This is a genomic window from Nonomuraea sp. NPDC051298 (genome assembly GCF_055586305.1).
In genome coordinates, this window is sequence record NZ_JBVJIM010000012.1 from 200,744 (window position 1) to 227,513 (window position 26,770).

The window sequence follows — 26,770 nt, forward strand, 5'->3', positions numbered from 1 at the left end:
CCCGGCAGCTACCCGGCCCCCGTACCGGCAAACAGCGGCTCCAGGGCCGTTCCCGCTCACTCAAGGTTTAACAGTCGTCTCTCTCGGTAGCGTTCTCGACATTCTCGACGCTGCCATGGAGGTCACGTCATGAGGGCTCTGGTCACCGGGGGCGCCGGGTTTCTCGGCTCCTATCTGTGCGAGCGGCTGCTGGAGGAGGGTGCGGAGGTCGTCTGCATGGACAGCTTCCTCACCGGCGGGCCGCGCAACGTCGAGCATCTCCTCGAGCGTCCCGAGTTCCGGCTCATCGAGTGCGACCTGACCGGGTACGTGCACGTGCCCGACCGGCTGGATCTCGTGCTGCACTTCGCCTCGGCCGCCTCGCCGGCCGACTACCTGCGCTACCCGATCGAGACCCTGCGGGTGGGCAGCGTCGGCACGCTGCACGCGCTGGGCCTGGCCAGGGAGAAGGGCGCCAGGTTCGTGCTGGCCTCCACCAGCGAGGTGTACGGCGACCCGCTGGAGCACCCGCAGCGGGAGACGTACTGGGGGAACGTCAACCCGGTGGGCCCGCGCAGCGTGTACGACGAGGCCAAGCGCTTCGCCGAGTCGCTCACCACCGCGTACCGGCAGTCGCGCGGCACCGACACGGGCATCGTGCGCATCTTCAACACCTACGGCCCGCGCATGCGCCCGTTCGACGGCCGGGCGATCCCGACGTTCATCCGGCAGGCGCTGACCGGCGAGCCGATCACGATCACCGGCGACGGGTCGCAGACCCGCTCCATCTGCTACGTCGACGACACCGTGTCGGGCATCCTGGCCATGGCCCGCAGCGACTTCGCCGGGCCGGTCAACATCGGCAACCCGGACGAGCTGACCATGCTCGACCTGGCCGCCCTCGTCAGGGACCTGGCCGGGTCGACGTCGGAGCTGCGCTTCATCGACCGCCCCGCCGACGACCCGACAGTACGGCGGCCCGACACCTCGCTGGCGGCCGAACGGCTCGGCTGGCAGGCCGAGATCCCGGCGAAGGAGGGGTTGCGGCGCACGATCGAGTGGTTCTCGGAGGAACTGGCCACGGCCGAGCACCTCGAACGCGTCCAGACCTGACACCCGGCCACGACCCCCACCGCTCCGGCACCCGGCCTCCCGCTCCTGGCGCGGGAGGGCGGGTGCGGTCAGCGCAGGGCGAGGCCGAGGAGCGCGTCGGCGAGGTCGCGGACGAGGCCAGGGGCGGCGGCGTCGGTGCCGCCGCCCGCGAGTGCCTCCTCGGCCCAGGCGTCGATCGCGGCCAGCGCGCCCGGCGAGTCGAGGTCGTCGGCCAGCCGCCCGCGTACGGTCGCCAGCAGCCCGTCGGCCCGCGGCCCGGCGGGCAGCGCGACGGCCGAGCGCCACAGCGCCAGCCTGCGCTCGGCCGCGGCCATCAGCTCGGGCGTGTACTCCCAGTCGGCCCGGTAGTGGTGGGCCAGCAGCACCAGCCGGATCGCCATCGGGTCGTGCTCCTGGCGCAGCTTGGAGACGAAGACCAGGTTGCCCTTGGACTTCGACATCTTCTCGCCGTCGAGCGCCACCATCCCGGCGTGCGTGTAGAACTTGGCGAACGGCCACTCACCGGTCGCGGCGTGCCCCTCGGAGGCGCCGCACTCGTGGTGCGGGAAGATCAGGTCGGAGCCGCCGCCGGCCACGTCGTAGCCGGGGCCCAGGTTGCCGAGGGCGATCGCGGTGCACTCGATGTGCCAGCCGGGCCGGCCGCGGCCCAGCCCCGACTCCCACGAGGGCTCGCCCGGCCGCTCGGCCCGCCACAGCAGCCAGTCGAGCGGGTGGCGCTTGCCCGGCCGGTCGGGGTCGCCGCCGCGCTCGGCGAACAGGGCCGGCATCTCCCGCTCGTCGTAACCGGACACCTGGCCGAACTTGGGGGCATCGGCCACGCTGAAGTAGACGTCGCCGTCGAGGTCGTACGTCACGCCCTTGGCCGCCAGCTTGCCGATCAGGTCGGCCACCTCGCCGATGACCTCGGTGACGCCGACGTATTCGCGGGGCGGCAGGATCCGCAGCGCCTCCATGTCGCCGCGGAACAGCTCGATCTCCCGCTCGGCCAGGTCGTGCCAGTCGATGCCGGTCTGCGCGGCCCGTTCGAGCAGCGGGTCGTCCACGTCGGTGGCGTTCTGGGTGTAGTGGACCTGGTGGCCCGCGTCGCGCCACATCCGGCCCACGAGGTCGAAGGCGTGGTAGGTGTTGGCGTGGCCGAGGTGGGTGGCGTCGTAGGGGGTGATGCCGCAGACGTACATCCTGGCGGTCGGGCCGGGATCGGTCTGCCTCACCTGCCTGGCCGACGTGTCGTAGAGACTCAGCGGAATGCTCTCACCAGGGAGCTGTGGAACGTTCTGGGCAGACCACGATCTCATGCCTTTGAGCCTATCCGTCCCGGTCGTCGGTCAGGTCGGTGAAGTCGTACGTCACGCCGTCCTGGGCGATCACGACCTCCATCGCCGACAGGGAGGCGAAGACCCGTCCGTCGGGGGTCTCGTGCCGGACGATGAGCGCGCCGGGGTCGGACGACGGATCGGCCTGGATGAGGTCGCCCCAGTGGGAGGCGGCGCGGAAGCGGGGCAGGTGGGCGGCGACCCGCTCGTCCTCGGGGTCGAGGCCGGAGTTGACGACCATGCTGGTGCCCTCGGGCAGGCCGGACTCGGTCATGCGCTCGCCGTCCCAGCTCAGCAGCCGCACCCGCGCGAGGTCGGCCAGCACGAGGTGGAACGGGTCGTAGCGGCTCAGGTCGGCGCCCGGCGGCTCCCCCGTGTACGCCGCCCGCAGCGCCAGGTCGCCCCGCGAGACCCGGGTGGTCTCCTCCGCCGCCCGGCCGTGACCGTTGAGCAGCGCGGCGGCGCGGCGGGCCGCCGGGTTGACGGCCAGCCAGGTGCCGCCCGCCTTGAGGTCGCGTCCGCCGATCACTCCCGGGTATTCCGGCCAGTGCTCCCCCGGCCCCTCCCAGGGCCGGTCGGTGAACTCGTCTCTCACGCCCATGAGCGTCAGCGACCGCCCGGTTCTCACGATCAGCGTGCACATGAGCACAGGGTATTAGACGGGTTTGGGGTATTTCAGATGGGGGGCCAGGGTATAGCCGGCCAGCCCTCCGACGGGTACGGATGCACCCCCGTGTCGAGCAGCCGCCGCACCCGCTGCCACGTGGCCTCCACCTCGGCCAGCGTGAGCAGCTCGCGCAGCCGCCGCCCGAGCGCGCCCGCCTCGATGTCGCGCTCGAGCTTGGCCAGCACCGCCACCGCCTCGCGGGCCAGCGGCTTGCCGCGCCACTGCCACAGGACCGTGCGCAGTTTGTCCTCGACGGAGAAGCAGACCCCGTGGTCGACGCCGTACACGTGGCCGGTGGGCAGCGGCAGCAGGTGCCCGCCCTTGCGGTCGGCGTTGTTGATCACCGCGTCGAAGACGGCCATCCGGCGTACGACCGGGTTGCGGCTCTTGACCAGCCGCATGAGGTCGATCTCGCGCTCGGTGTCGATCCAGAGCTGGACCATGCCCGGCCCGAAGGGGCCGTCGCGGTAGACCGTGGGCGGCACGACGCGCCAGCCGGTCGCCTGCGAGACCTCGAAGGCGGCGACCTCGCGGGCGGCGAGGGTGCCGTCGGGGAAGTCCCACAGCGGGCGCTCGCCGCGTACGGGCTTGTAGACGCAGGCCGCCGAGCGGGAGCCCAGCTTGACCGAGCAGTAGAGCGTCATGTTGGTCGCCTCGACGAGGCGGCCCGCGACCTCCAGGCTGCCGTCGCGCAGCAGCGTGAGCGCCTCCTCGTCGTGCATGGCAGGCGGGGGGGCGGGCTGGACGGCCGGTTCGCTCTCCGGAGCGGTCATGAAGCCGCCTCACCCCCGCGGTAGCCGTTGAGGCGTACGCAGACGTGTCCGGTGGCGTCGAGCGGCTGCCCGCACAGGGGGCACGGCGGCCGGCCCGCCGCGACGATCTGGAGTGCGCGCTGGGTGAAGGCGCGGGCGGCTCCCGCGCTGATGCGCACGCGCAGCACCGCCGGGTCGGGCATCTCGAGGTCGTCTTCCTCCACGACCTCCTGCGCCTCTATCACCACCTGCGACTTCTCGGCGTCCCAGGTGAGCGCCATGGTGCCGACGCGGAAGTCCTCCGCGACCGGCGAGTCGAGCGGCCCGTCGTCGGTCAGGTCGGCCGGGGCGAGCGCGGGCACGTGAGCGGTGCCCCCGCTGAGCCGCAGCACCTCGTCGAGCAGCTCGTCGAGCCTGCCCGCGAGCGCCGCGACCTGCAATTTCTCCAGCGCCACCGTGGTCAGTCTGCCCTCGGCCCTGGCCTGCAGAAAAAAGACCCGCGCGCCCGGCTGCCCCAAGGCACCGGCGACGAACCTCTCTGGTGGGTCGTAGTCGAAGACCGGCATAGCCTGACCTTACGTGGTTCCGGGTCCACCGCCGACGGCGGCATCGCTCCCGGTGATGTTTTCTCCCCCGTCTTTTTCCTCCGAATCCTCGGGTAGCCGCAATTCCCCCATATCGTTAACCTTGAGAACAAAGGGACGCAAGGGGGCATAGCGAATGACGGTGAGGGCCGCAGGATCGGCTGTTATCCGCTGAAACTGATCAAGATGGAGCCCCAGAGCGTCCGCGACGATCGCCTTGATCACGTCACCGTGGCTGCAAACCAGGTAGACACCCTTCTCTCCGAGGTGTCGATTCCACTCCCTGACCGCCGCGACCGCGCGGTGCTGCATCTCCGGCAGCGACTCCCCTCCCGGGAACGTCACCGCGCTCGGATGCGCCTGCACCACCCGCCACAGCGGCTCCTTGGCCAGCTCCGCCAGCGGCCGGCCGGTCCACTCGCCGTAGCCGCACTCGATGAACCGGTCGTCGGTCCGCACCTCGATCCCGCGTCCTTCCGCGACTGATTGGGCCGTTTCCCGGCAGCGCTCCAGCGGACTGGAGACAATGGCATCGAGCTTGACGCCCGCGACGCGCTCGGCGAGCGCGACGGCCTGCGCCCTGCCCGCCTCGCTCAGGTGCACCCCCGGGGTACGGCCGGCCAGCACCGGCCCGGTGAGGTCCGTCAGCCCGTGCCGGGCCAGAAGCAACGTGGTCATCCCGCAAGTGTCGCAGGCGTCGATCACGACGTTTCAACGACCTGGACGGTAACCTGGCGGGATCATGGAGCAGCGCTATGTCGGCCACAGCGGCCTGTCGGTGTCCCGGCTGGGGCTCGGCACGATGACCTGGGGGCGTGACACCGACGCGGACGAGGCCGCCGCCCAGCTCCGCACGTTCCTCGACGCGGGCGGCAACCTCGTCGACACGGCCGACGTCTACACCGGTGGCGACTCCGAGCGGCTGCTGGGCCGGATGCTGCGCGACTCTGTGCCGCGCTCGGAGCTGGTGATCTCCACCAAGGCGGTGGTGACGCCGACGGGCCGCCGTCCCCGCGACGCCTCCCGGCGCCACCTGATCGCCGCGGTCGACGACTCGCTCAACCGGCTCGGGCTCGACTACGTCGACCTGTGGCAACTGCACACGTACGACGAAGCGGTGCCCCTGGAGGAGACCCTGGCCGCGCTCGACGCGATCGTCTCCTCCGGCCGCGCGGTCTACGCGGGCGTGTGCGACTACGCCGGCTGGCAGCTCGCCGCCGCCGCCGTCTCCCAGCGGATGGTCCCGGGCCGCATCCCGATCACCGCGGCCCAGGCCGAATACTCGCTGCTGGCCCGCGAGCCCGAGCGCGAGCTGCTGCCCGCCGCCGCGCACCTCGGGGTGGGCGTGCTGGCCTGGTCGCCGCTCGGGCGCGGGGTGCTGACCGGCAAATACCGCACCGGCATCCCGGCCGACTCACGCGCGGCGACCCCGCACTTCGCCGACTTCGTCCGCCCCTACCTCGACGAGCGCAGCCGCCGGGTCGTCGAGTCCGTCATGACCGCCGCCGACGGGCTCGGCGTCTCGCCGCTGGCCGTGGCGCTGTCGTGGGTGCGCGACCAGCCGGGGGTCGCCTCGGCGATCGTCGGAGCCCGTACGCATGCGCAGCTCAAAGGCGTTCTCCCCGCGGAGGACGTGGTGCTGCCGATAGAGATCCGAGAGGCCCTCGATGACGTGTCGTCACTCGACTGACGCGCCCTGCACTCCCCGGGCCGACACGGCCGGCCGCCCCGTCGACGGCCCGTGCGCCTCCCCCGGCGCGGAGTGCCACCACTCGCGCGCGCCGGACCGCCGCGCGGGCGGTCGCGCCGACGGGGAACCAGAGACAGTCTCGCTTATCACTACTCGATACCGAATCGCAACTTTACCCAGGAAACGCCTGCGTCTGACGGTCGCTGTCCATCAGGATTTCCTCCGTAAGCGACGCAGGAGGGGACGGATGGGGAGCAGGGCCGCGATCTCGGCCGGAGTTCTCGCGGTGGCGCTGGCGGCCGTCCCCGTGGCGGCGCCCGCCGCCTCGGCCGCCGTACAGGACTGCACGCGCGACGGGGGCCTGCTCGCCGGGGTGACCAACACCCTGTGCAACGTCGTGCAGGCCGTCACCGGCACCGTCGACACCCTGACCGGGGGCACCGCCGACAAGGTCACCGACGGGGTCGACAAGACCACCGACGAGGTGCTGAGCCGCGTCGGGGAGGCGGCGCCGACCACCAGGTCCACCCCCACGGAACGCCCTGCCCCCTCGGCCACCGAGTCCGCCCCCGAGCCGGACAGTTCGGGGCTGATGCCCGACCCGCTCGGCTCCGTGTGCGTGCCGGTGCTGGCCTGCGAGGGTGAGGTCGTCGGCACGATGACGCCGCGCCCCACGCCCTCGCCGTCGCCGTCGGCCGGGCGTACACAGGGCACGCGCGACGGCGGGGCGTCGGCGTCCGCCTCGGCGATGCCGCGCGCCACCCGCCCGGAGAGCAGGCAGCCGCAGACCGCCGACACGGGCCGGCCGGTGCAGGAGAAGGAGACGGCGCGGGCCGAGGAGCCGCGGGTCGACCTGTTGTGGCCCAACCCGTTCGCGCACGAGCTGGCCGTGCCGATGCAGAACCAGCAGGTCGTGCGGCCCAGCCCGCCCGCCTCCGACGTGCTCGGCACGGCGCTCACGATCGCGCTGCTGGGCTCGGCGGTGCTGGCCACGCGGATCGTGCAGCAGCGGCGGCACCGGGCCGAGCCCGCCGAGACGATCCCGTTCGAGCCCGGCCGCACGGCGGGCAACGGCCGCCACCGGCTCGCCTGACCCCGCCTCCCCGTCCCCGGCGGGCGGGGCCGGGGAGGCGGTCTCCCGTGAAGGGGCGGCTATCCGCCGATGGCGTGGACGCCGCCGTCGACGTGGACGATCTCACCCGTCGTCGCGGGGAACCAGTCGGACATCAACGCCACGCACGCCTTGGCCGCCGGGATCGTGTCGGACAGGTCCCAGCCCAGCGGCGCCTTCTCCGGCCAACTGTCCTCGAACTCCTTGAAGCCCGGGATCGACTTGGCGGCCATCGTCCGCAGCGGCCCGGCCGCCACCAGGTTGACCCGGATGTTCTGCTTGCCCAGGTCGCGCGCCAGATAGCGGTTGCAGGACTCGAGGCCCGCCTTGGCCACGCCCATCCAGTCGTAGACCGGCCACGCCTTGGTGGCGTCGAAGTCGATGCCGACCACCGCGCCACCCTCCTTCATGAGGGGCAGGCAGGCCACGGCCAGCGACTTGAACGAGTAGGTCGACACCTGCACCGCCGTGGCGACGTCGTCCCACGGGGTGTTGAGGAAGTTGCCCCCCAGCGCCGACTGCGGCGCGAAGGCGATCGAGTGGACCACCCCGTCGAGGCCGTCGACGTGCTCGCCGACCCGGGCCGCGAGCGTGTCGAGGTGCTCGGTGTTCTGGACGTCGAGCTCCAGCACCGGCGCGGGCGCGGGCAGGCGCTTGGCGATGCGCTCGACCAGGCTCAGCCGCCCGAACCCGGTCAGCACGACCGTCGCGCCCTCCTCCTGGGCGAGCTTGGCCACCGAGAACGCGATCGAGGCGTCGGTCAGGACGCCCGTCACGAGGATCCGCTTGCCTTCGAGAATGCCCATCGTCAGTGCCCCATTCCGAGTCCGCCGTCGACCGGGATCACGGCCCCGGTGATGTAGGAGGCGTCGTCGCCGGCCAGGAAGCGCACGACGCGAGCCACCTCCTCGGGTGCCGCCTGCCGCCCGAGGGGGATGTTGGCCACGATCGCCTCCTGGTCGAGGCCGGCGGTCATGTCGGTGGCGACGAAGCCGGGCGACACGACGTTGACCGTGATGTTGCGCGAGCCGTATTCGCGCGCCATGGATCGGGCGAAGCCGATCAGACCGGCCTTGGAGGCGGCGTAGTTGGTCTGCCCGGCCTGGCCGCTCAGGCCGATGACGGAGGAGATGAAGATGACCCGGCCGCGCTTGAGCCGCATCATGGGCCTGATGGCCCGCTTGGCGACCCGGTAGGCGCCGGTGAGGTTGGCGTCGATGACGTCGGTGAAGGTCTCCTCCTTCATCATCGCCAGCAGGGTGTCCTTGGTGATGCCGGCGTTGGAGACCAGGACCTCGACCGGGCCGTGCTCGGCCTCCACCTTGTCGAAGGCGGCCTCGACGTCGGCGGTGCTGGTGACGTCGCAGCGCACGCCGAACAGGCCCTCGGGAGGCTCCCCCGATCGGTAGGTGACCGCGACGGCGTCGCCCGTCGCGGCGAGTTCACGGGCGATCGCGAGGCCTATGCCGCGATTGCCCCCGGTGACGAGTACTGAGCGTGCCATGACACCTGACGCTATCCCCTACCGGCGGGTATCCGCTTGTCCGGGGGGCACAAGATCACAGGGTTAGGATCGTTGACATGCGCCAGATCGATCCCGATTTCCTGGAGCTGCCCCTGCGGCAGCTCGCGGACGCCGCCTTGCAACGCGCTCGCGACCTCGGCGCCGAGCACGCCGACTTCCGGCTCGAACGCGTCAGGGCCGAGACCCTGAGCCTGTACGACGCCCGCCTCGAGGGCGCCATGGACGCCGACGACCTGGGTTACGCCGTGCGTGTCGTCAAGGGCGGCACGTGGGGCTTCGCCGCCGGCATCCGCCTGACCCCCGAGGCCGCCGCCGTGGTGGCCGAGCAGGCGGTGCGGGTGGCCGAGGTGAGCGCCCCGATCAACCGGGAGCCCATCGAGCTGGCTCCGGAGCCGGTGCACGCCGAGGCGGTGTGGGTGTCGGCCTACGACGTCGACCCGTTCGAGGTGGCCTCGGCCGACAAGGTGAGCCTGCTCGCCGACTGGTCGGCCGGGCTGCTGAAGGGCGCCGACCACGTCTCGGCCCGGCTGCTGCAGGTCAAGGAGCAGAAGTTCTACGCCGACACGGCCGGCACGGTGACCACGCAGCAGCGGGTGCGGGTGCACCCGAAGCTCAACGCGATGAAGGCGACCGCCGGCGGCTTCGACGACATGTCGACGATCGCGCCGCCGGTCGGCCGCGGCTACGAATACCTGACCGGCACCGGCTGGGACTGGCAGGACGAGCTGTCCAGGCTGCCTGAGCTGCTGGCGGAGAAGCTGGCCGCGCCGTCGGTCGAGGCGGGCGACTACGACCTGGTGATCGACCCGTCCAACCTGTGGCTGACGATCCACGAGTCGATCGGCCACGCCACCGAGCTGGACCGGGCGCTGGGCTACGAGGCGGCGTACGCGGGCACCAGCTTCGCCACCTTCGACCAGCTCGGCGAGCTGGTCTACGGCTCGCCGCTGATGAACGTGACCGGCGACAGGACCGTCACCCACGGCCTGGCCACGATCGGCTACGACGACGAGGGCGTGCGGGGGCAGAGCTTCGACATCGTCAAGGACGGCGTCCTCGTGGGCTACCAGCTCGACCGCAGGATGGCGCTGATGAAGGGCTTCGGCCGCTCGAACGGGTGCGCGTTCGCCGACTCCCCCGGCCACATGCCGATCCAGCGCATGGCGAACGTCTCGCTGGCCGCGGCCCCCGGCGGCCCTTCGACCGACGAGCTGATCGCCGGGGTCGAGCGGGGCGTCTACATCGTCGGCGACAAGAGCTGGTCGATCGACATGCAGCGCTACAACTTCCAGTTCACGGGGCAGCGGGCCTACAAGATCTCGCACGGCAGGCTCGACGGGCAGCTCAGAGACTTCGCCTACCAGGCCACGACCACGGACTTCTGGCAGTCGATGGACGCGGTCGGCGGGCCGGAGACGTACGTGCTCGGCGGCGCCTTCAACTGCGGCAAGGGGCAGCCGGGGCAGGTCGCGCCGGTCAGCCACGGGTGCCCGTCGGCGCTGTTCAGGGGCGTACGGATCCTCAACACGGTGCAGGAGGGCGGAAAGTGACGCCTCAGGAGATGGTGGAGAGGGCGCTCGCGCTCTCCGCGAACGACGACTGCGTGGTGCTGGTGGACGAGGGGTCCACCGCCAACCTGCGCTTCGCGGGCAACACGCTGACCACGAACGGGGTCGCCCGCTCGTCCAGGCTGACCGTGATCTCGATCGCGGGGCAGGGCGTGGGGGTGGTGTCGCGCTCCGCCGTACGCGACGAGCAGCTCGCCGACGTGGTGGCCGCGGCCGACGCGGCGGCGCGCGACGCCCGGCCCGCCGAGGACGCCCGCGCGCTGGTCGAGGCGGCCCCCGCCGCCCCGCACTGGGACGACGAGGTGCGGCCGACCGACATCGGGGTCTTCGAGGGGTTCGCGCCCGCGCTCGGCGAGGCGTTCGCGGCGGCGGAGTCCGGCGACAGGAAGCTGTACGGTTTCGCGGAGCACTCGCTGACCTCCACGTTCCTCGGCACGTCGACCGGCGTGCGGCTGCGGCACGACCAGCCGACCGGGCGGCTCGAGCTCAACGCCAAGTCCGGCGACCTCAAGCGCTCGGCGTGGACCGGCGTGTCCACCCAGGACTTCACCGACGTCGACGTGGCCGCGCTCGGCTCCTCGCTGGCCCAGCGGCTGGAGTGGGCCAAGAACCGGGTCGACCTGCCGGCGGGCCGCTACGAGACGCTGCTGCCGCCGAGCGCGGTGGCCGACCTGATGATCTACCTGTTCTGGTCGGCGGGGGCGAGAGACGCGCTCGACGGGCGTTCGGTGTTCGCCAAGCCCGGCGGGGGCACGCGGGTGGGCGAGCAGCTCGCCACCCTGCCCGTGTCGCTGACGAGCGATCCGGCGGCGGCGGGCGTCGCGTGCGCGCCGTTCGTGACGGCCCACGCCTCCAGCCGGGAGAGTTCGGTTTTCGACAACGGGTTGCCGTTGGCGCGTACCGACTGGATCCGTGACGGGCGGCTGGAGGCGCTGCTGCAGACCCGCTACTCGGCGGAGCTGAGCGGGCTGCCGGTGACGCCCGGCGTCGACAACCTGATCATGACGGGGCCCGACGGCGGGCGGCCGCTGGAGGAGATGATCGCCGCCACGCGGCACGGCCTGCTGGTCACCTGCCTGTGGTACATCCGCGAGGTCGACCCGCAGACGCTGCTGGTCACCGGGCTGACCCGCGACGGGGTCTACCTGGTGGAGCACGGGGAGGTCGTGGGCGAGGTGAACAACTTCCGGTTCAACGAGAGCCCGGTCGACCTGCTGGGGCGGGTGTCCGAGGTGGGGGCGAGCGAGCGTACGCTGCCGCGCGAGTGGAGCGACTACTTCCAGCGGACCGTGATGCCGGCGGTGCGGGTGCCCGACTTCAACATGTCCACGGTCAGCCAGGCGAGCTGACCCCGCCCGTCCCCGCGCCCCTTCCAGGGCCCCTGCCGGGCATCCCGGACGGGGCCCGCGCGGCCCTGCGGCCTGTTCGGCCCTGCGGCCTGTTCGGCCCTGCGGCCTGTTCGGCCCTGCGGGCGGAGAAGGGCTGAGAGGGGCGCTGCGCGGCGCCGAGGGGGCGGGGGAGGGCGGGAGGCACCCGTGATCTCCTGCGCCCTCTCGCCGCCCCTGGCGGGTTCGCCGGCCGTCCCGGATGGTCGCCGGGGCCGGGCGGGTCAGGCGTCCTCGAGGCGGAAGCCGACCTTCATGCCGACCTGGAAGTGCGCGACCTCCCCCGCGTCCAGGTGCCCCCGGATCTCCGTCACCTCGAACCAGTCGAGGTGACGCAGCGTCTCCGACGCTCTCCTGAGGCCGTTGCGGATGGCCTGGTCGACGCTCTCACCCGAGGTGCCGACGATCTCGGTGACCCGATAGGTACGATCCGTCATCTCCACATCCTCCTTACCTGATGGCCATGATCGCATGCCCCCCGAACGCGTTCCGGGCCACCTTCGCCACCGACCCCATCCGGGTCTACGGTGGAAGTATGAAGGGGTGGCGCAGGAAGTCGGACGTCCACCAGGTGACGGACGCCAAGCCGTCGCTGTCGGCCGACATCCGCAGACGCGAGATCAGCTACCTGATCAAGATGGGGATCCGCACGCTCTGCCTGATCCTGGCGGTCGTGGTGCCGGTGCCGTGGCCGTACCGCCTGCTCTTCATCGCCGGCGCGGTCTTTTTGCCATACATAGCCGTAATCGGGGCCAATGAGAGGGGCGAGCCCGCCCCACCGCCTACCTTTCAGTCCCCTGAAGCTAACCAAACCGAGATACCGCTGCATCGACGCGAGATCGGGTCGTGACTAAGTCTTGACGCATCCCATGGGTTGTAGGTGTACGCTTTAGCCAAGCGCTCCGGTCCCCCGTCGGAGTGCTGGTGCCGGCGTTCCGGGCCCCCGTCGGAACGCCGATGAAGCGACGCCGGGTGGTTTGCCCCCGTAACCACCCGGCGTCGCCCTTTTCCCGGACAAATTTTCGATCAGCGCCTGCCGTCCAGGGCAGATTGGGTAGGGCGGCTTTCCCGAAATCGTTTGCACCCGCTCCCGCAACCGTTATTCACAGGAAATCTTCAGGCGGGAGCGGGCTTGACTTGAAGAGTTCGTTCGAGTGTCAGCGGTCGGTCAGGGTCTCGGTGGTCGCCTCGCCCCAGTTCTTCGCCAATGTGGTCAGTTTCGCCACAGCGTCCTCAGAGGCCGTGCCGGCCCCCTGAGCGAGCCCGAGCAGATACGCCGTCAGCGGCGCGGCCGGCCTCGCGACCCCGTGGGCGACCTCCTTGGTGAGGTCGAGGATCTGGTCGCGGTCCACACTGGCCGGGTCGATCCCCAGCTCCTTGCAGGCCAGGATGGTCCATTCGTGCAGTACGTTCATGCGAGCCTCCTTCAGGTCGTCCATTGTGTCGCAATCGAGGCGATGCGGGGCGGCCGGGAGTGCCGGGCGGACGCGTGCGAGCGGGGGCGGAGGCCCGTGAGCAGGCGACCGTGCGTACGCGGGCCGGGCGTGTCGCCGGAGGTGGCGGGGCGTGCCCGGGGGCCTCGTCGCGCGGGGCCTCGTCAGCCGCCGATGGCGGACATGGGGCGGGACGGCTGCAGGAACGACGGATCGTCGATGCCGTGCCCGGCGCGCTTGCGTGCGACGGCCGCGGTCCACCGCGCGGCGAGTTCCTCGTCGGAGGCGCCCGCGCGCATCGGCGTCTTGAGGTCGGACTCCTCGGTGGCGAACAGGCAGTTGCGCACCTGACCGTCGGCGGTGAGCCGGACGCGGTCGCAGGCCCCGCAGAACGGGCGCGTCACCGAGCCGATCACGCCCACCCTGGCGGGCCCCCCGTCCACCAGGAACCGCTCCGCCGGAGCGCTGCCGCGCTCCTCCAGGCCGTCGGGCACGAGGGCGTACGCCTCGGACAGGAGCCGCAGGATCTCGTCGGCGGTCACCATGTTCTCGCGGCTCCAGCCGTGCTGGGCGTCCAGCGGCATCTGCTCGATGAAGCGCAGCTCGTAGCCCTGGTCGAGACACCAGCGCAGCAGCGGCACGGCCTCGTGGTCGTTGACGCCGCGCATCAGCACGGAGTTCACCTTGACCGGGCGCAGGCCCGCGCGGTCGGCGGCGGCCAGCCCCGCGACCACGTCGGCGTGCCGGTCGCGGTGCGCGAGCCGTTTGAACGTGGCCGGGTCGAGCGTGTCGAGGGAGACGTTGACCCGGTGAAGCCCGGCCTCGGCCAGGGCGTCGGCCAGGCGGGCCAGCCCGATGCCATTCGTGGTGAGGGAGACCTGGGGCTCGGGGGTCAGGGCCGTGGTGCGGGCGACGATGTCGACCAGCTCGCGCCTGAGGAGGGGCTCGCCGCCGGTGTAGCGGACCTCGGTGATGCCCAGGTGCTCGACGCCGATCGTCACCAGCCGGACGATCTCGTCGGCGGTGAGGAGCTGGGCGTTCGGCAGCCATTCGAGGCCCTCGGGGGGCATGCAGTACGTACAGCGGAGGTTGCACTTGTCCGTGAGGGACACCCGCAGATCCGTCGCCACCCGTCCGAACGAGTCTCGCAACATGGGCGTCACCTCCTGTTAGCTCGCCTGGCGGCCCAGCCTATGACGACCGTCGGCCGGGCCTCAAAATCCGGCGCCTCGTGGCACGTCAACACATTGTCCCCTAGATCGATTCCTTGCTCACCTGGTGGGGCGGGTGGTCGCGGGGCCGGTGGACCACGGGACGGCGGCCGACCAGGAGTCGCGGGCGCGCACCAGCTCGTCCAGGTGCCTGCGCGACCACTCACATCCGGCGTTCATCGGTTCGAGGAGGCTGCGGCCGAGGTCGGTCAGCTCGTACACGACGCGCGGCGGTATCTCGTCGTACGCGGTGCGCGTGAGCAGGCCGTCGCGCTCCATGGCGCGCAGGGACGCGGTGAGCACCTTCGGGGTGATGCCGCGCAGCGGCGTCTGGAGCTCGGTGAAGCGCCGTGGCCCGGACTCCAGGCAGCGGATGATCTTCGCGGTCCATTTGTCGCCGATGCGGATGGGCGCGGCGACCGGAGGGCAGCCGGTGAACATGTCGGGATCCAGCGGGGCTGAGTCGGCCATCCCGTCATCGTAGGTAACTATCGTTGCGGAAAGCGACGCCCCCGCCTCTACCGTCTGCGTGGTGACCGGCGTGCCGGTCACCGGTCGAAGGTTTCGCGGACGGGAGTCGGGATGAGCAGAATCGTGGTGTTCGGGGCCGGTGGGCGGGCCGGGCGCAGGGTCGTCGAGGAGGCGGCCGGGCGCGGGCACGACGTCACCGCCGTGGTACGGGATCCGGCGCGGCACCCGGATCCGTACGGTGGCGGCGACAGGGTACGCGTGGTCGCGGGAGACGTCACCGACGGCGACAGCGTGGCGGCGGTGGCCGCCGGGCACGACGCGGCGGTGCAGGCGACGGCACGGCTGGACGTGCCGTCGGTCGAGTTCTACACCGCGGCCACGCGCGCGCTGGTGGACGGGCTGGCGCGGGCCGGGGTGCCGCGGCTGGTGGCGGTGGGCATCGGAAGCCTGCTGGAGGTCTCCCCCGGGGTCCGGCTCATCGACACGCCCGGCTTCCCCGCCGAGGCGCGGGAGTTCTCGCTGGGGCACGCGGCCGAGTTGGAGGTGCTGGCGGGGGCGGCGCTCGACTGGGTGGTGGTCGCGCCGCCGCCGGTGCTCCTGGACGAGCAGGCGGCCAGGACCGGACGCCACCGGTTCGGGGACGGGCGGGTGCCGGAGTCCGCGCAGGGGGATCCGGTGTTCTCCTTCGCGGATCTGGCGGTGGCGCTCGTGGACGAGGTGGAGTCACCCGCGCACCACCGGGTCCAGGTCGCCGTGTCCTACTGAGGCGCCGTGTCCTACTGAGGCGCCGTGTCCTACTGAGGTGCCGTGTCCTGCTGAGGCACCGGGTCCGCCGCTCTTTGACAGCCGGATCCGATCCGCAGGTTAATGTGAACATGAAGTCGGCCACGGAGATGGGCATCGGCGAGTTGGCGGCGCGGTTCGGGCTGGCCACGCACGTGTTGCGGCACTGGGAGACGATGGGGCTGATCCGGCCGGTGCGGCGCAGCGGCGGACGGCGGAGATACAGCGAGGACCAGGTCTCCCGGGTGACGATGATCGTGCGGGGGAAGGCGGCCGGGCTGCGCCTGGAGCAGTTGCGCGAGATGTTCGAGGCCGGGTCCGCCGGGGAGCGGCGGGAGTTGCTGCGGCGGCACCGGGCCGAGCTGGAGTGGCGGGTCCGGCAGGTGGAGGCGTCGAAGACGCTGGTCGAGCACGCGCTGGAGTGCTCGGAGCCGGATTTCACGCTGTGCCCGAAATTTCGGGCGATGTGCGCGCAGGGCCTGCCGGACGGACTCTCCGCCTCCGCACATCACTGGCCCGCGCACAGCCATCCCGCGCAGGACGGCCCAGGGTAGGGCGACTCGGGGTAGGGCGACTCGGGGTAGGGCGACTCGGGGCAGAGTCACTCAGGTCACGGCGGCTCGGGGCAGGACGGCTCGGGGCAGAGCCACTCAAGTCACGGCGGCTCGGGGCAGGACGGCTCGGGGGTGCTGGGGGCTGTCGAACGCTGAACGCCCGGCCGTGGTGGCCAGGCGTTCAGGTGGTGCGTGTTCGGCTGTGGCCGGTGGGCCGGGTGCCGTCAGCGGCGGCCGACGACCTTCACCCAGTCCGTGCCCTCCGAGGAGGAGAGGTACTGGCTGCCCTCGAACACCGCGCGCCACGTGCCCGACGTACGGGCCGGCACCGACAGTTCGAAGTAGCCCTTGCCGGTGGTGCGGACCGTGTCCACGTGCTCCCACCGGCCGCTGCCGGCGGGCTTGAAGAGGATCACGATCCGCTTCCACGCCAGGCGGTGCCAGTTCTCCTGCTTCTTGCAGCGATCGGCGTGGTGCACCGAGACGAAGCCGCTGATGTAGTCCTCGTCACACTGGACGGACAGCTTGCCCTGGATGTCGAGGGGCCTGCCCCGCCAGGCGGGCTCGGGGTTGACGTCGAGTTGGAGGCTGGTGTGGCCGCCGGCGACGTCGGGGTCGAGGCCCGGGTCGTCCGCGAGCGCGGGCGAGGCGGCCGTGGCCACCACCGTCGCGCCCAGGGCGGCAGCCGCCAGGCCGGCGGCTAGGCGTCGCATCTTCAAATCAGAATCCTTCCCCGTCCGAAAAACGAACCCCAAAATGGGGCACGTCAACCAATGACGCGTAAGGCCAAGGAAAAGTTGCGACGAAGTTGATCACGATTCCGCAACGACATATTGCGAAATGCGTGGGGGGTTATTGATTAATGGCTTACTGTTCGATTTGTCGGGATTTAGAGGTTTCTGTAGCGTAGTGTCCGGTTCCGGGATAGTGGACGCGCCAGTGGCCGCCCGTACGTCCCTGCACCGTGCCGACGAACTCCCCGGCCGCGTCGGTCGTGGTCTCCCCCACCCGCTCCCACCGCGAGGTGGTGTCGGGACGCCAGAGGATCTCCAGCCGCTGCTTGGCGAACGGGCCGTAGTCGGTCAGGCCGCGCGGGTCCACCCGGGTGAGCGAGCCGCGCAGCCGGACGCCGTCCGCCTGGGCCGACTTCTCCGCCCGTACCGACGCGAGCTTGGTCTCGCGCTTCAGCTCGAACGAGGCGTACTGCGTGACCGTCGCCCCGTCGCGGCCCTTGGCGGTGGCGGTGATCGTCCAGGTTCCGGTGGGGTAGAAGCGGTTCAGCCGCTTGTCGGGCAGGAAGCGCCAGGTCTGCCAGCCGTCCGTCATCCGGTACGGGCTGGGCATCAGACGCCACACCAGCCGGGGCGGGATCTCCGGGGTGACCTGGCCGGGGATCCCCACCTTGGGCGCCGCGGCGTAGACCGGGAACGGCTGCGGGTCCAGCACGGCGGCGTCCGGCTGCACGTGAGCGTGGCTCGGGTACTCGTGGACGGGACGCGGGTGGGTGGACGTCCGGTTCGGGCCTGCCTGGCCTGGCTGCGGGTACGTGGTGCCCGGCTGCTGTTTCGGGCCGGGCTGCGCGTGTCCGGCGGTGTGCGGGTAGGCGGCGGGGCCGCCCCTGCCGGGTGCGACGGGCGCCGGTGTGCTGACCGTGCCCGAGCCGGCGACAGGGGCCGCGACCTGGGACGGCGCGTGCGGCCGCGTTCCCGCGTGGGTGCGCGGCCGTACTCCCGCCTCGGTGCGCGGCCGCGCTCCCGCCTCGGCGTGCGGCCGCGTTCCCGCCTGGGTGTGTGGCCGCGTCGCGTGGGTGTGCGGCCGCGTTCCCGCGTGAGTCTGTGGCCGCGTTCTTTCTGGGACGTGCGTCGATGCCTGGGCCGCGGTGAGGGGCGGGGTGAGGGCCTGTGACTGGGCCGGGTTCTGGCCGGGCGCCAGGACCTGGGCCTGGACGGGCGGCCGTGCCGGTGTCTGGGCGGTGGCCTGACCCGGTGCCTGCGCCGGGTGCTGGACCGGCGCCTGGCCGGGGACCGCTGGTGGCTGTGCTGGTGGCTGGGCCGGTGGCTGTGCTGGCGGCTGGGCCGGCGGCTGGCCGGGTGCGGCGACCGGCGGGGTCGGCGGCGTCTGGGCGGGCGGGGCGCCGGGCTCGACCTTGACGGTGACGCCGTCCTTGCCCCGTGCGCCTCTGGCGATCACGTCGATCACCAGGCGGACGGAACCGCGCGCCCCGACCACGGGCTCTGCGGGCCGTACGGTGATGGAGCGGATTTCGGGTTCGGACGCTGCGGCGGTGGCGGGCGCGGGCGCCGTGAGCGACCCCGCCGCGAGCGAGACGAGAAGAAGGCTTCTGCTCATGATCGAGACGGTAGGAACCGGCCGGTAATGGCCAGGACCACAACACACGCCCCGAATGGCAAAAACTCGGCTCAGCCCGCACACACCCCCCGGCTGAACGTGGGCCGTCACAGACGCGAACGGGCTGCCCACCGGCTTCGACGGTTCAGTGCGGGCCGTATAAGCGCTCGATGAGGTCGGCGTACCTGGCGTGGATGACGCGGCGCTTGAGCTTGAGGCTCGGCGTCAGCTCCTCGGTCTCGGCCGTCCACTCCGTGCCCAGCAGCGCCCACCTCTTCACCTGCTGCACCCGCGCCAGCTTGGCGTTGGCGGCCCGTATCGCCGCATCGATCTCCCTCAGCACGTCGTGGTGCTCGGCCAGTTCGGCGAGGGTGGTGAAGGCGATGCCGCGGGCCTGGGCCCAGCCGGGCGCGACCTCGGGGTCCAGGGTGAGCAGGGCCACCGGGTGGGGCCGGTCGTCGCCGTACGCCAGGGCCTGGCCGATGAGGCTGTGCTCTGTGAGGCGGTTCTCGATCTCGGCCGGGGAGATGTTCTCGCCGCCGGCCGTGATGATCAGCTCCTTCTTGCGGTCGACGACCCGGTAGAAGCCGTCCTCGTCGACCGTGCCGATGTCGCCGGTGTGCAGCCAGCCGTCGGCGTCGATCAACTCGGCGGTGGCCTCGGGACGGTTGAGGTAGCCGAGGGTGTTGAGCGGGCTGCGGGTGAGGAGTTCGCCGTCCTCGGCGATGCGGATCTCGACGCCGGGCTCGGCCGTGCCGACGGTGCCCAGGCGGTAGCGGGCGGGGCTGTTGCCGGTGAAGGCGCCGGTCGTCTCGGTCATGCCGTACACGTCGATGACCTTGATGCCGAGGCCGGCGTAGAAGCGCTGCACCTCGGCGGACAGCGGGGCGGCGCCGGTGGCGGTCCACTCGGCGCGGTCGAACCCGATCATGCCGCGGATGACCGACAGCAGCGCGGCGTCGGCCTTCTCGTACGCGTCCCGGATCTCGGGGGTGACGGTGTGGCCGTACTGGCCTGCCTCGACGTACGCGACGCCCGCCGCCATGGCCTCGCGTACGGCGGCCTGCCGCTCCTCTGGCTGGGTGGCGAGGACGGCCAGCAGGCGGGCCATCATCTTCTCCCACACCCGGGGCACGCCGAAGAACACCATCGGCCTGACCTGCCCCAGCGTGGCGGCCAGGTTGGCCAGGTCGGTGCAGAAGTGCACGTGGGACGCCTTGGCCAGGGGCAGGTAGAGGCTCAGGGCGCGCTCGGCGATGTGCGCGTAGGTGAGGTAGGAGATCTGCGTGCCGCCCGTGGGCAGCGAGGTGAGCCGGTCGGTGGCGGCGACCTCGTAGAAGATGTTGGTGTGGGTGAGCGGCACGCCCTTGGGGGTGCCGGTGGTGCCGGAGGTGTAGAGCACGGTGGCCATGTCGGAGGGGGTGACGGCGCGCCAGCGCGACTCGATCGAGCCGGGGTCGGCGGCCAGCCGCTCGCGGCCGAGGTCGAGGAAGTCGGCCCAGCTCATGAAGCGTTCGCCGGGCGGGGTCTCCGCGAGCATGATGATCTTGCGGAGGCCGTCCAGCGAGTCGAGCACCGGCTCCCAGCGGGCGAGTTCGGCCCGGCCGCCGAGCACGGCGTAGCGGGCGCGGACGTCGGTGGCCACGAACGCGATCTGGTCGGGAGCGAAGGTGGAGTAGATCGTGCAGCCGACGCCGCCCGCGTGCACGGCCCCGAGGTCGGCCAGGACGTGTTCGCTGCGGTTGACCATCATGAGCGCCACGGCCTCGCCGGGTTCGAGACCGAGCGCGACGAAGGCGGCGGCGATCTCCAGCACCCGCTGCCGCGCCTGGCCGTACGTCAGCGTGCTCCAGCCGTCGCCGTCGGGATCGGAGTACGCGGGGGCGTCGTGATGCCGCTCGGCCGTCTGCCTGAGCTGTTCGCACACCGTTCGGCCAGAGATCTGCCGCTCGATCTCGGCCCGGACTTCGAGGACATCGGCCATGGCACCCGCCTCCAGTCAGTATTCACTTGCGTGAATGGCATGCATCGCACCACAGGCCCGGGGTGGCGGCAAGCGCTTGTGAGAAAACACCAACACCCTTCACGTAAAGTGATCGAACGATCGCGTAGTGTGTTTCGGGGGGCGTGGATGCGGGAGGGCGGGCGGACGTTCCTCGGGCATCCCTGGGGCCTGGCCACGCTGTTCTGCACGGAGATGTGGGAGCGCTTCTCGTGGTACGGCCTGCGCGCCATCCTGGCCACCTTCATGGCCGCCTCGCCCGCGCACCAGGGGCTGGGCCTGTCGCAGGAGACGTCCCAGGCGGTCGTCGGCATCTACGGCGCGCTCATCTACCTCGTGGCGCTGCCGGGCGGCTGGATCGCCGACCGGATCCTGGGGGCGCGGCGCTCGGTGTTCTGGGGCGGGTTCGTCATCATGCTCGGGCACGTCAGCCTGGCGATCCCGGTGACGTCGCCGTTCTTCGTCTGGCTGGGGCTGCTGCTCATCATCACCGGCACCGGCCTGCTCAAGCCGAACATCTCGGTCATGGTCGGCCGCCTCTACCCCGACGAGGACGACGGGCGCAGGGACGCCGGGTTCTCGCTGTTCTATCTGGGCGTCAACCTGGGCGCCTTCTTCGCCCCCATCGTGGTCGGCCACCTGGCCGCGGGCGACCGCTGGCACCTGGGCTTCAGCGCGGCGGCGATCGGCATGGCGCTGGGCCTGATCCAGTACGTCTGGGGCGGGCGGGCCCTGCGCGGCGTCGGCGAGCGCCCCGGCCTGCGCCTGTCCCGCCGGGAACGCCACCGGCTCAGCCGCCTCGTGGCGCTCGGCGTCGCGCTGACCGCGCTCGCGCTGGCAGCGTGGGCGGCGACCGGCACGCTCACCGTCGACCGGTTCACCGTGGCCGTCACGGTGGTCATCCTGATCGTGCCGATCGTCTGCTTCGCCGTCATCCTGCTGGGCGGCCACGGCCTGTCCGAGGACGAGCGCGTCCGGATGCGGGCCTACGTCTGGCTGTTCGCGGCGGCGGCGGTCTTCTGGATGATCTACGACCTGGCGCCGAGCAAGCTGCTGTTCTTCGCCGCCGACCACACCGACCTGTCGCTGTCGGGCATCCCGATCCAGGCCGCCACGACGCAGGCGTTCAACCCGCTGTTCATCATGGTCTTCGTGCCGGTGTTCGCGGCGTTGTGGGTGCGGCTGGGCACGCGGGTGAGCACGCCGCAGAAGTTCGCGTTCGCGCTGGTCATGATAGGGCTGAGCTTCGTGGTCATGGCCGTGGCGGCGGCGCTGGCCGGGCAGGGTGTCGGTGTGGTGGCTGGTGGCGGTCTACCTGATCCAGGTGTTCGGCGAGCTGGCGCTGAGCCCGGTCGGGCTGTCGGTGACGACGAAGCTGGCGCCGGAGGCGTACAAGGGGCAGATGCTGGGTGTCTGGTTCATCTCGGTGTCGGTGGGCGACGCGGTCGGCGGGCAGACGGGGCGGCTCGGCCGGGTGCTCTCGGAGCCGGCGTACTATCTGCTGCTGGCGGTCGTGGCGGTGGCGGCGGGGCTGGCGTTGTTCGCGTTCGCCCGCAGGCTCCGGGCGATGATGGCGGAGCACCATGAGCCTCTCATGCGGTAGACATTCCGAACGTGTCTGAACTACTCGACCTCGCGGGAATCTTCGTCTTCGCCCTGTCGGGCGCGCTCATGGGCGTGCGCAAACGGCTGGACGTGGTCGGCATGGGGGTGCTGGCCGAGATGACCGCGCTGGGCGGCGGCGTCGTCCGCGACCTCATACTCAACGTGCGCCCGGCCGCCTTCCAGAGCCTCGGGTACGTGCTGGTGCCGCTGGTCGCGACGGTGATCGTCTTCTTCTTCCATCCGCACGTGGCCCGGGTGATGCCGGCGATCCTCGTGCTGGACGCGGCCGGGCTCGGCCTGTTCTGCGCGGTCGGCACGGAGAAGGCCATGGAGTACGGCCTCAGCCCCCTGCACTCCACCCTCCTCGGGGTCACCACGGCGGTGGGCGGCGGCATGCTGCGCGACGTGCTGGCCGGGGAGATCCCCACCCTGCTGTACGACCGGCAGCTCTACGCGGTGCCGGCCCTGCTGGGCTCGGCGGTGATGGCGGCCCTGTCGGCGTACGGGCTGCACGGGTGGCCGGCCACGCTGGCGGCGGCGGTGCTCGCGTTCGGACTGCGGATCACGGCCATGCGGCGCAAGTGGCGGGCGCCGCTGGCCAGGGGCGTCGGCGGGGACTGAGCACGCGGGCCGTGCACGCACGCCATCTCGGTCAGCGAGGCGCTCACACCATCGCGATCAGCGAGTCCGAGGGGCGGGGCGGGCCGAGCGGGCCGTGGTCGCGGGCGGCCCGGACCCGGATGATCGCGTCGGCCAGCACCTGGGGCGGCTGGGTGAAGGGCAGGCGCAGGTAGCCCTCCAGGGTGCCCTCCAGGCCGAACCAGGGGCCGGGCGCGAGGCGTACGCCGTGGCTGGCCGCCGCCTCCGCGAGCGGGGTCGAGCCACCGCGGTCCAGGCGCACCCACAGGGCGCCGCCGCCGCGCGGCGGCTCGTACGTCCACTCGGGCAGGTGCTCGCGCAGCCCCGCCACCAGGGCGTCGCGCGAGGCCCGCAGCGTGCGGCGGCGCTCGGCGCGCGTCTCCTCCAGCCGGTCGAACAGGCGGGCCACGACGAGCTGCTCCAGGACCGGGCCGGCCAGGTCGACCGAGGCGCGGAAGCCGGCCAGGCGGCGGATCAGCGCGGCGGTGGCGCGGATCCAGCCGATGCGCAGGCCGCCCCACCACAGCTTGGAGGCCGACCCGACGCTGATCACGCGGCTGTCGGTGTCGAAGGCGGCCAGCGGGGAGGTGTGCGGCACCTCGTCCAGGACCAGCTCCGACCAGGACTCGTCCGCCAGCAGCAGCGTGTCGGACCGCCGGGCGGCGCCGACGACGGCGGCGCGTACGGGGTCCTCCATGAGAGCGCCCGTCGGGTTCTGGAAGTCGGGCATGAGGTAGGCCAGCCGCGCCCCGGACTGGCGCATCGCCCCGGCGACCGCGTCCGGCTGCCAGCCCGCGTGGGAGATCCCGACCGGGACGATGCGGGCGCCGCGGTGCCGGGCCGCGTCGATGGCGTGCGGATAGGTCGGCGACTCCACCACCACCGGGTCGCCCGCACCGACGAGCAGGCCGAGGACGAGTTGGACGGCGTGCTGGGCGCCGGCGGTGACGAGGATCTGCTCCGGCCGGGTGGCCACGCCCCTGACGGTGTAGCGGGCGGCGATGCGTTCCCTGAGCGCGGGCAGGCCCATGGGGTCGTAGCCGTTGCCCATGCCGTAGCGGGGCAGGTCGGCCACGGCCTGCGCCATGGCGTCGGCCAGGGCCGACGGCGCGGGCGGGGCGGCGGCGTGGAGCTGGATGAGGCCGTCGCCGTCGGTGCTCAGCCACGGGTTGTCGGCGGTGGTGGCCGGGTCGGGCAGGGCGGTCCAGCTTCCCGAGCCCTGGCGGCTCTCCAGGTAGCCGCGTTCGCGCAGCAGGTCGTAGGCCGCGGTGATGGTGGTGCGGCTGACCTTGAGGGTCTCGGCGAGGTGGCGTTCGGCGGGCATGCGGACGCGTACGGGGATCTGGCCGTCCATGATCAGCCCGCGTACGGCGTCGGCGAGGGCGCGGTAGTACGGCCGCGCCGCCGGCTCCACCCCGACCAGCCGGGCCACCTGTCCTGCTGACATATGCCTCATAAGGCCACTTTTCGTGATTGGCCCTGTATTTGGCAAGTCCGAGGATGCCACCGTGGAGCCATCATGAGCGAGACAACCGTCCCCCGGCCCAGCTCTCTTCCCGCCCGGCTCCTGCGGCTCTACGGCGGCCTGGCGATGTACGGGCTCGGCATCGGCCTGCAGGTCGAGTCCGGCCTCGGCAACGGCCCCTGGGACGTCTTCCACCAGGGCGTGGGCCTGCGCGCGGGGCTGTCCATCGGGACGGTCATCATCATCGTGGGCGCCCTGGTGATGCTGCTGTGGATCCCGCTGAAGCAGCGGCCCGGCCTCGGCACGGTCAGCAACGTGGTGTTCGTCGGCCTGTTCGCCGACGCCGCGATGTACCTGCTGCCCGCGGCCGGGCACCTGGCACTCCAGGCGTGCTACGTGGCGCTGGGCGTGTCCTCCATCGCGCTGGCCACGGTCCTGTACATCGGGGCCGGGATGGGGGCGGGCCCGCGCGACGGCATCATGACGGGCCTGGTGCGGCTCGGGCTCTCGGTACGGCTCTCCCGCCTGCTCATCGAGGTCACCGTGCTGTTCGCCGGCTGGCTGATGGGCGGGACGGTGGGCGTCGGCACCCTGGTGTTCGCGCTGGCCATCGGGCCGCTGACGCAGCTACTGACCCGCTGGTTCCCCCTGACGTGATCCCGTGACCGGGGCCGGGCATGACGCGACATGATCGACCCGGCCACGGGATCACCCCCGCGCCGAGTAGCTTCTAGGGCATGCGGATCGAGGATTACGCCCTGATCGGTGACATGCAGTCGGCCGCGCTCGTGGCGCGCGACGGTTCGATCGACTGGCTCTGCCTGCCGAGGTTCGACTCCCCCTCGTGCTTCGCGGCGCTGCTCGGCAGCGAGCGCAACGGGCACTGGTGGCTCGGGCCCACCGGCAGGAGACCGGCGACCCGGCGACGCTACCGGCCCGACACGCTGGTCCTGGAGAGCGAGTGGGACACCCCGACGGGGACCGTCCGGGTGATCGACTTCATGCCGCCCCGCGACCGCAACCCCGACGTCGTACGCATCGTCGAGGGTGTCTCCGGCTCCGTCGAGGTCTCCACGCAACTGCGGGTGCGCTTCGACTACGGGCGCATCGTGCCGTGGGTGCGGCGTACGGACGGGCATCTGCAGGCCATCGGCGGGCCCGACTCCGCGTGGCTGCACTCCCCCGTGCCGCTCAAGGGCGGCGACTACGCCCACCGGGCCACCTTCACCGTCGAGGAGGGCGACCGGCTGCCGTTCGTGTTCACCTGGCACCCCTCCCACGAGCCGATGCCGCCGCGGATCGAGTCCGAGGAGCAGCTCGCCGAGACCGAGGCGTTCTGGGCGGAGTGGGTGGCCCGATGCACCTACCAGGGGCCCTACCGGGAGGCCGTGGTCCGGTCGCTGATCACGCTCAAGGGCCTCACGTACGCGCCGACCGGCGGCATCGTGGCCGCGCCCACCACGTCCCTGCCCGAGGACATCGGCGGGGTGCGCAACTGGGACTACCGCTTCTGCTGGCTGCGCGACGCGACGCTGACGCTCGACGCGCTGATCAGCTCCGGCTACCTGGAGGAGGCCGCCGACTGGCGGTCGTGGCTGCTGCGCGCCATCGCCGGCCGACCGCAGGACCTGCAGATCATGTACGGCGTCGCGGGCGAGCGCCGCCTGCCCGAGCTGCGCCTCGACTGGCTCGACGGCTACGAGGGCTCCCGCCCGGTGCGCATCGGGAACGAGGCGGTCACGCAGCTCCAGCTCGACGTGTACGGCGAGGTGATGAACTGCCTCTACGTCTCGCGCACCAGCGGCCTGTCGGCCGACGACCGGGCGTGGAGCATCCAGCGCCAGCTCCTCGACTACGTGGAGGACCACTGGGACGAGCCCGACGAGGGCCTGTGGGAGGTCCGCGGGCCGCGGCGGCACTTCGTGCACTCGAAGGTGATGTGCTGGGTGGCGCTCGACCGGGCGGTCAGGTACGTCGAGGACTTCGGGCGTACCGGGCCGGTGGACAAGTGGCGCACGCTGCGCGACGTCATCCACGCGGAGATCTGCGAGCAGGGCTACGACGCGCGGCGCAACACCTTCACCCAGTCGTACGGCTCGGCGGAGCTGGACGCGGCGCTGCTCATGCTCCCCATGGTGGGCTTCCTGCCCATCGACGACCCCAGGGTGAAGGGCACGGTGGCGGCGATCGAGAACGAGCTGATGTCCGACGGTTTCGTCCTGCGTTACCCCATCGCCGCCGACAACGACGTGGACGGCCTGCCGGGCGGCGAGGGCGCGTTCCTGGCGTGCAGCTTCTGGCTGGTCGAGGTCATGGCGATGCAGGGGCGCAAGGAGGAGGCGGAGGCCCTGTTCGAGCGGCTGCTCGCGCTGCGCAACGACGTGGGGCTGCTGGCGGAGGAGTGGGACCCGCGCTACGACCGTCTGGTCGGCAACTTCCCGCAGGCGTTCAGCCACGTTCCCCTGGTGCACGCCGCCCGCGCCCTGTCGCGGCTGTCCTGAGCCTTCGGGGGTTCGCCCGTTCTGGACAGATCATCCCTTTCGCCGCAATACCTCCTTAGCGGGCATCTGA

The 26,770-nt window shown here is 71.7% G+C and carries 27 protein-coding genes and 1 pseudogene; 13 read left to right on the forward strand and 15 right to left on the reverse strand.

Features of this window, described 5'->3' with window-relative positions; translation table 11 throughout:
- The first annotated feature begins 129 nt into the window (after nucleotides 1-129).
- Nucleotides 130-1,092, forward strand: coding sequence for a UDP-glucuronic acid decarboxylase family protein (locus tag ACZ6S0_RS30975; protein ID WP_465922842.1), 963 nt, complete (start codon nucleotides 130-132; stop codon nucleotides 1,090-1,092).
- A gap of 68 nt (nucleotides 1,093-1,160) precedes the next feature.
- On the opposite strand, the gene mshC is transcribed toward ACZ6S0_RS30975, so the two are convergent.
- From mshC to ACZ6S0_RS31000, 5 genes are read right to left on the reverse strand one after another with little or no spacing between them, the layout of a single operon-like run.
- Nucleotides 1,161-2,387, reverse strand: a complete 1,227-nt coding sequence (gene mshC / locus ACZ6S0_RS30980; protein ID WP_465922843.1) for a cysteine--1-D-myo-inosityl 2-amino-2-deoxy-alpha-D-glucopyranoside ligase — start codon at nucleotides 2,385-2,387, stop codon at nucleotides 1,161-1,163.
- 10 nt (nucleotides 2,388-2,397) lie between these two features.
- Nucleotides 2,398-3,048, reverse strand: a complete 651-nt coding sequence (locus ACZ6S0_RS30985) for an NRDE family protein (RefSeq protein ID WP_465922844.1) — start codon at nucleotides 3,046-3,048, stop codon at nucleotides 2,398-2,400.
- A gap of 32 nt (nucleotides 3,049-3,080) precedes the next feature.
- The gene (locus ACZ6S0_RS30990) at nucleotides 3,081-3,845 is read right to left on the reverse strand and encodes an SCO1664 family protein (RefSeq protein WP_465922845.1); all 765 of its coding nucleotides are present in this window, start codon (nucleotides 3,843-3,845) and stop codon (nucleotides 3,081-3,083) included.
- Entirely contained in the window at nucleotides 3,842-4,390 is a 549-nt protein-coding gene (locus ACZ6S0_RS30995; protein WP_465922846.1) for a DUF3090 domain-containing protein, read from the reverse strand. The genes ACZ6S0_RS30990 and ACZ6S0_RS30995 overlap by 4 nt, the downstream gene beginning before the upstream one ends.
- 9 nt (nucleotides 4,391-4,399) lie before the next feature.
- A complete protein-coding gene (locus ACZ6S0_RS31000) occupies nucleotides 4,400-5,086 on the reverse strand; it encodes a histidine phosphatase family protein (protein WP_465922847.1) in 687 nt (228 codons plus the stop codon).
- Nucleotides 5,087-5,150: 64 nt separating this feature from the next.
- Between ACZ6S0_RS31000 and ACZ6S0_RS31005 the strand changes: the two genes are divergently transcribed.
- Nucleotides 5,151-6,098, forward strand: coding sequence for an aldo/keto reductase (locus tag ACZ6S0_RS31005; RefSeq protein WP_465922848.1), 948 nt, complete (start codon nucleotides 5,151-5,153; stop codon nucleotides 6,096-6,098).
- A 247-nt stretch (nucleotides 6,099-6,345) separates the two neighbouring features.
- Nucleotides 6,346-7,191 carry a hypothetical protein gene (locus ACZ6S0_RS31010; RefSeq protein WP_465922849.1) on the forward strand — a complete coding sequence of 282 codons (846 nt, stop codon included), beginning with the start codon at nucleotides 6,346-6,348 and terminating at the stop codon, nucleotides 7,189-7,191.
- A gap of 59 nt (nucleotides 7,192-7,250) precedes the next feature.
- Here the strand turns inward: ACZ6S0_RS31010 and fabI are convergent, their stop codons facing one another.
- Both fabI and ACZ6S0_RS31020 read right to left on the reverse strand, forming a co-directional pair.
- Nucleotides 7,251-8,015 carry an enoyl-ACP reductase FabI gene (fabI, locus tag ACZ6S0_RS31015; protein WP_465922850.1) on the reverse strand — a complete coding sequence of 255 codons (765 nt, stop codon included), beginning with the start codon at nucleotides 8,013-8,015 and terminating at the stop codon, nucleotides 7,251-7,253.
- 2 nt (nucleotides 8,016-8,017) lie between these two features.
- Complete coding sequence (locus tag ACZ6S0_RS31020) at nucleotides 8,018-8,713, reverse strand: beta-ketoacyl-ACP reductase (protein ID WP_344895165.1); 696 nt, start codon at nucleotides 8,711-8,713, stop codon at nucleotides 8,018-8,020.
- A gap of 77 nt (nucleotides 8,714-8,790) precedes the next feature.
- Between ACZ6S0_RS31020 and ACZ6S0_RS31025 the strand changes: the two genes are divergently transcribed.
- Entirely contained in the window at nucleotides 8,791-10,284 is a 1,494-nt protein-coding gene (locus ACZ6S0_RS31025; RefSeq protein ID WP_465922851.1) for a TldD/PmbA family protein, read from the forward strand.
- Complete coding sequence (locus tag ACZ6S0_RS31030) at nucleotides 10,281-11,651, forward strand: metallopeptidase TldD-related protein (protein WP_465922852.1); 1,371 nt, start codon at nucleotides 10,281-10,283, stop codon at nucleotides 11,649-11,651. The genes ACZ6S0_RS31025 and ACZ6S0_RS31030 overlap by 4 nt, the downstream gene beginning before the upstream one ends.
- Nucleotides 11,652-11,911: 260 nt before the next feature.
- Here the strand turns inward: ACZ6S0_RS31030 and ACZ6S0_RS31035 are convergent, their stop codons facing one another.
- Complete coding sequence (locus tag ACZ6S0_RS31035) at nucleotides 11,912-12,124, reverse strand: dodecin (RefSeq protein WP_344873910.1); 213 nt, start codon at nucleotides 12,122-12,124, stop codon at nucleotides 11,912-11,914.
- A gap of 20 nt (nucleotides 12,125-12,144) precedes the next feature.
- Between ACZ6S0_RS31035 and ACZ6S0_RS31040 the strand changes: the two genes are divergently transcribed.
- Nucleotides 12,145-12,537: a DUF3099 domain-containing protein gene (locus ACZ6S0_RS31040; RefSeq protein WP_465922853.1), complete on the forward strand. Its 393-nt coding sequence runs from the start codon at nucleotides 12,145-12,147 to the stop codon at nucleotides 12,535-12,537.
- Between the two features lie 307 nt (nucleotides 12,538-12,844).
- On the opposite strand, the gene ACZ6S0_RS31045 is transcribed toward ACZ6S0_RS31040, so the two are convergent.
- The 3 genes from ACZ6S0_RS31045 to ACZ6S0_RS31055 form a co-directional block, all read right to left on the reverse strand.
- Nucleotides 12,845-13,102 (reverse strand): DUF6457 domain-containing protein, encoded by a 258-nt coding sequence (locus tag ACZ6S0_RS31045; RefSeq protein ID WP_465922854.1) that lies wholly within the window; start codon nucleotides 13,100-13,102, stop codon nucleotides 12,845-12,847.
- 182 nt (nucleotides 13,103-13,284) lie between these two features.
- Complete coding sequence (moaA, locus tag ACZ6S0_RS31050) at nucleotides 13,285-14,274, reverse strand: GTP 3',8-cyclase MoaA (RefSeq protein WP_465922855.1); 990 nt, start codon at nucleotides 14,272-14,274, stop codon at nucleotides 13,285-13,287.
- A 117-nt stretch (nucleotides 14,275-14,391) separates the two neighbouring features.
- Nucleotides 14,392-14,802 (reverse strand): winged helix-turn-helix transcriptional regulator, encoded by a 411-nt coding sequence (locus ACZ6S0_RS31055; protein ID WP_465922856.1) that lies wholly within the window; start codon nucleotides 14,800-14,802, stop codon nucleotides 14,392-14,394.
- A 111-nt stretch (nucleotides 14,803-14,913) separates the two neighbouring features.
- Here ACZ6S0_RS31055 and ACZ6S0_RS31060 point away from each other — a divergent pair, with 111 nt between their 5' ends.
- Both ACZ6S0_RS31060 and ACZ6S0_RS31065 read left to right on the forward strand, forming a co-directional pair.
- On the forward strand, nucleotides 14,914-15,567 hold the full coding sequence (locus ACZ6S0_RS31060) for an NAD(P)-dependent oxidoreductase (protein WP_465922857.1): 654 nt from the start codon (nucleotides 14,914-14,916) through the stop codon (nucleotides 15,565-15,567).
- 110 nt (nucleotides 15,568-15,677) lie between these two features.
- Nucleotides 15,678-16,139, forward strand: coding sequence for a MerR family transcriptional regulator (locus ACZ6S0_RS31065; RefSeq protein ID WP_465922858.1), 462 nt, complete (start codon nucleotides 15,678-15,680; stop codon nucleotides 16,137-16,139).
- A gap of 224 nt (nucleotides 16,140-16,363) precedes the next feature.
- Here ACZ6S0_RS31065 and ACZ6S0_RS31070 read toward each other — a convergent pair whose 3' ends face one another.
- The 3 genes from ACZ6S0_RS31070 to ACZ6S0_RS31080 all read right to left on the reverse strand — a co-directional run bounded on the left by ACZ6S0_RS31070 (nucleotide 16,364) and on the right by ACZ6S0_RS31080 (nucleotide 20,472).
- Nucleotides 16,364-16,852, reverse strand: coding sequence for a hypothetical protein (locus tag ACZ6S0_RS31070; protein WP_465922859.1), 489 nt, complete (start codon nucleotides 16,850-16,852; stop codon nucleotides 16,364-16,366).
- Nucleotides 16,853-17,006: 154 nt separating this feature from the next.
- Complete coding sequence (locus ACZ6S0_RS31075) at nucleotides 17,007-18,488, reverse strand: hypothetical protein (RefSeq protein WP_465922860.1); 1,482 nt, start codon at nucleotides 18,486-18,488, stop codon at nucleotides 17,007-17,009.
- 145 nt (nucleotides 18,489-18,633) lie between these two features.
- Entirely contained in the window at nucleotides 18,634-20,472 is a 1,839-nt protein-coding gene (locus ACZ6S0_RS31080) for an AMP-dependent synthetase/ligase (protein ID WP_465922861.1), read from the reverse strand.
- Nucleotides 20,473-20,685: 213 nt separating this feature from the next.
- On the opposite strand from ACZ6S0_RS31080, the pseudogene ACZ6S0_RS31085 reads away from it, so the two are divergent.
- From ACZ6S0_RS31085 to ACZ6S0_RS31095, 3 genes and pseudogenes are all read left to right on the forward strand, one after another.
- A pseudogene (locus ACZ6S0_RS31085) lies at nucleotides 20,686-21,729 on the forward strand (peptide MFS transporter); the annotation flags it as partial.
- Between the two features lie 85 nt (nucleotides 21,730-21,814).
- Nucleotides 21,815-22,093, forward strand: a complete 279-nt coding sequence (locus ACZ6S0_RS31090; RefSeq protein WP_465922862.1) for a hypothetical protein — start codon at nucleotides 21,815-21,817, stop codon at nucleotides 22,091-22,093.
- An 11-nt stretch (nucleotides 22,094-22,104) separates the two neighbouring features.
- Entirely contained in the window at nucleotides 22,105-22,716 is a 612-nt protein-coding gene (locus ACZ6S0_RS31095) for a trimeric intracellular cation channel family protein (protein ID WP_344873887.1), read from the forward strand.
- A 43-nt stretch (nucleotides 22,717-22,759) separates the two neighbouring features.
- Here the strand turns inward: ACZ6S0_RS31095 and yczR are convergent, their stop codons facing one another.
- Nucleotides 22,760-24,190 (reverse strand): MocR-like transcription factor YczR, encoded by a 1,431-nt coding sequence (gene yczR, locus ACZ6S0_RS31100; RefSeq protein WP_465922863.1) that lies wholly within the window; start codon nucleotides 24,188-24,190, stop codon nucleotides 22,760-22,762.
- 63 nt (nucleotides 24,191-24,253) lie between these two features.
- Here yczR and yczE point away from each other — a divergent pair, with 63 nt between their 5' ends.
- Nucleotides 24,254-24,856, forward strand: coding sequence for a membrane protein YczE (gene yczE / locus ACZ6S0_RS31105; RefSeq protein ID WP_465922864.1), 603 nt, complete (start codon nucleotides 24,254-24,256; stop codon nucleotides 24,854-24,856).
- An 80-nt stretch (nucleotides 24,857-24,936) separates the two neighbouring features.
- The gene (locus tag ACZ6S0_RS31110; protein ID WP_465922865.1) at nucleotides 24,937-26,700 is read left to right on the forward strand and encodes a glycoside hydrolase family 15 protein; all 1,764 of its coding nucleotides are present in this window, start codon (nucleotides 24,937-24,939) and stop codon (nucleotides 26,698-26,700) included.
- Nucleotides 26,701-26,770: the final 70 nt, after the last annotated feature.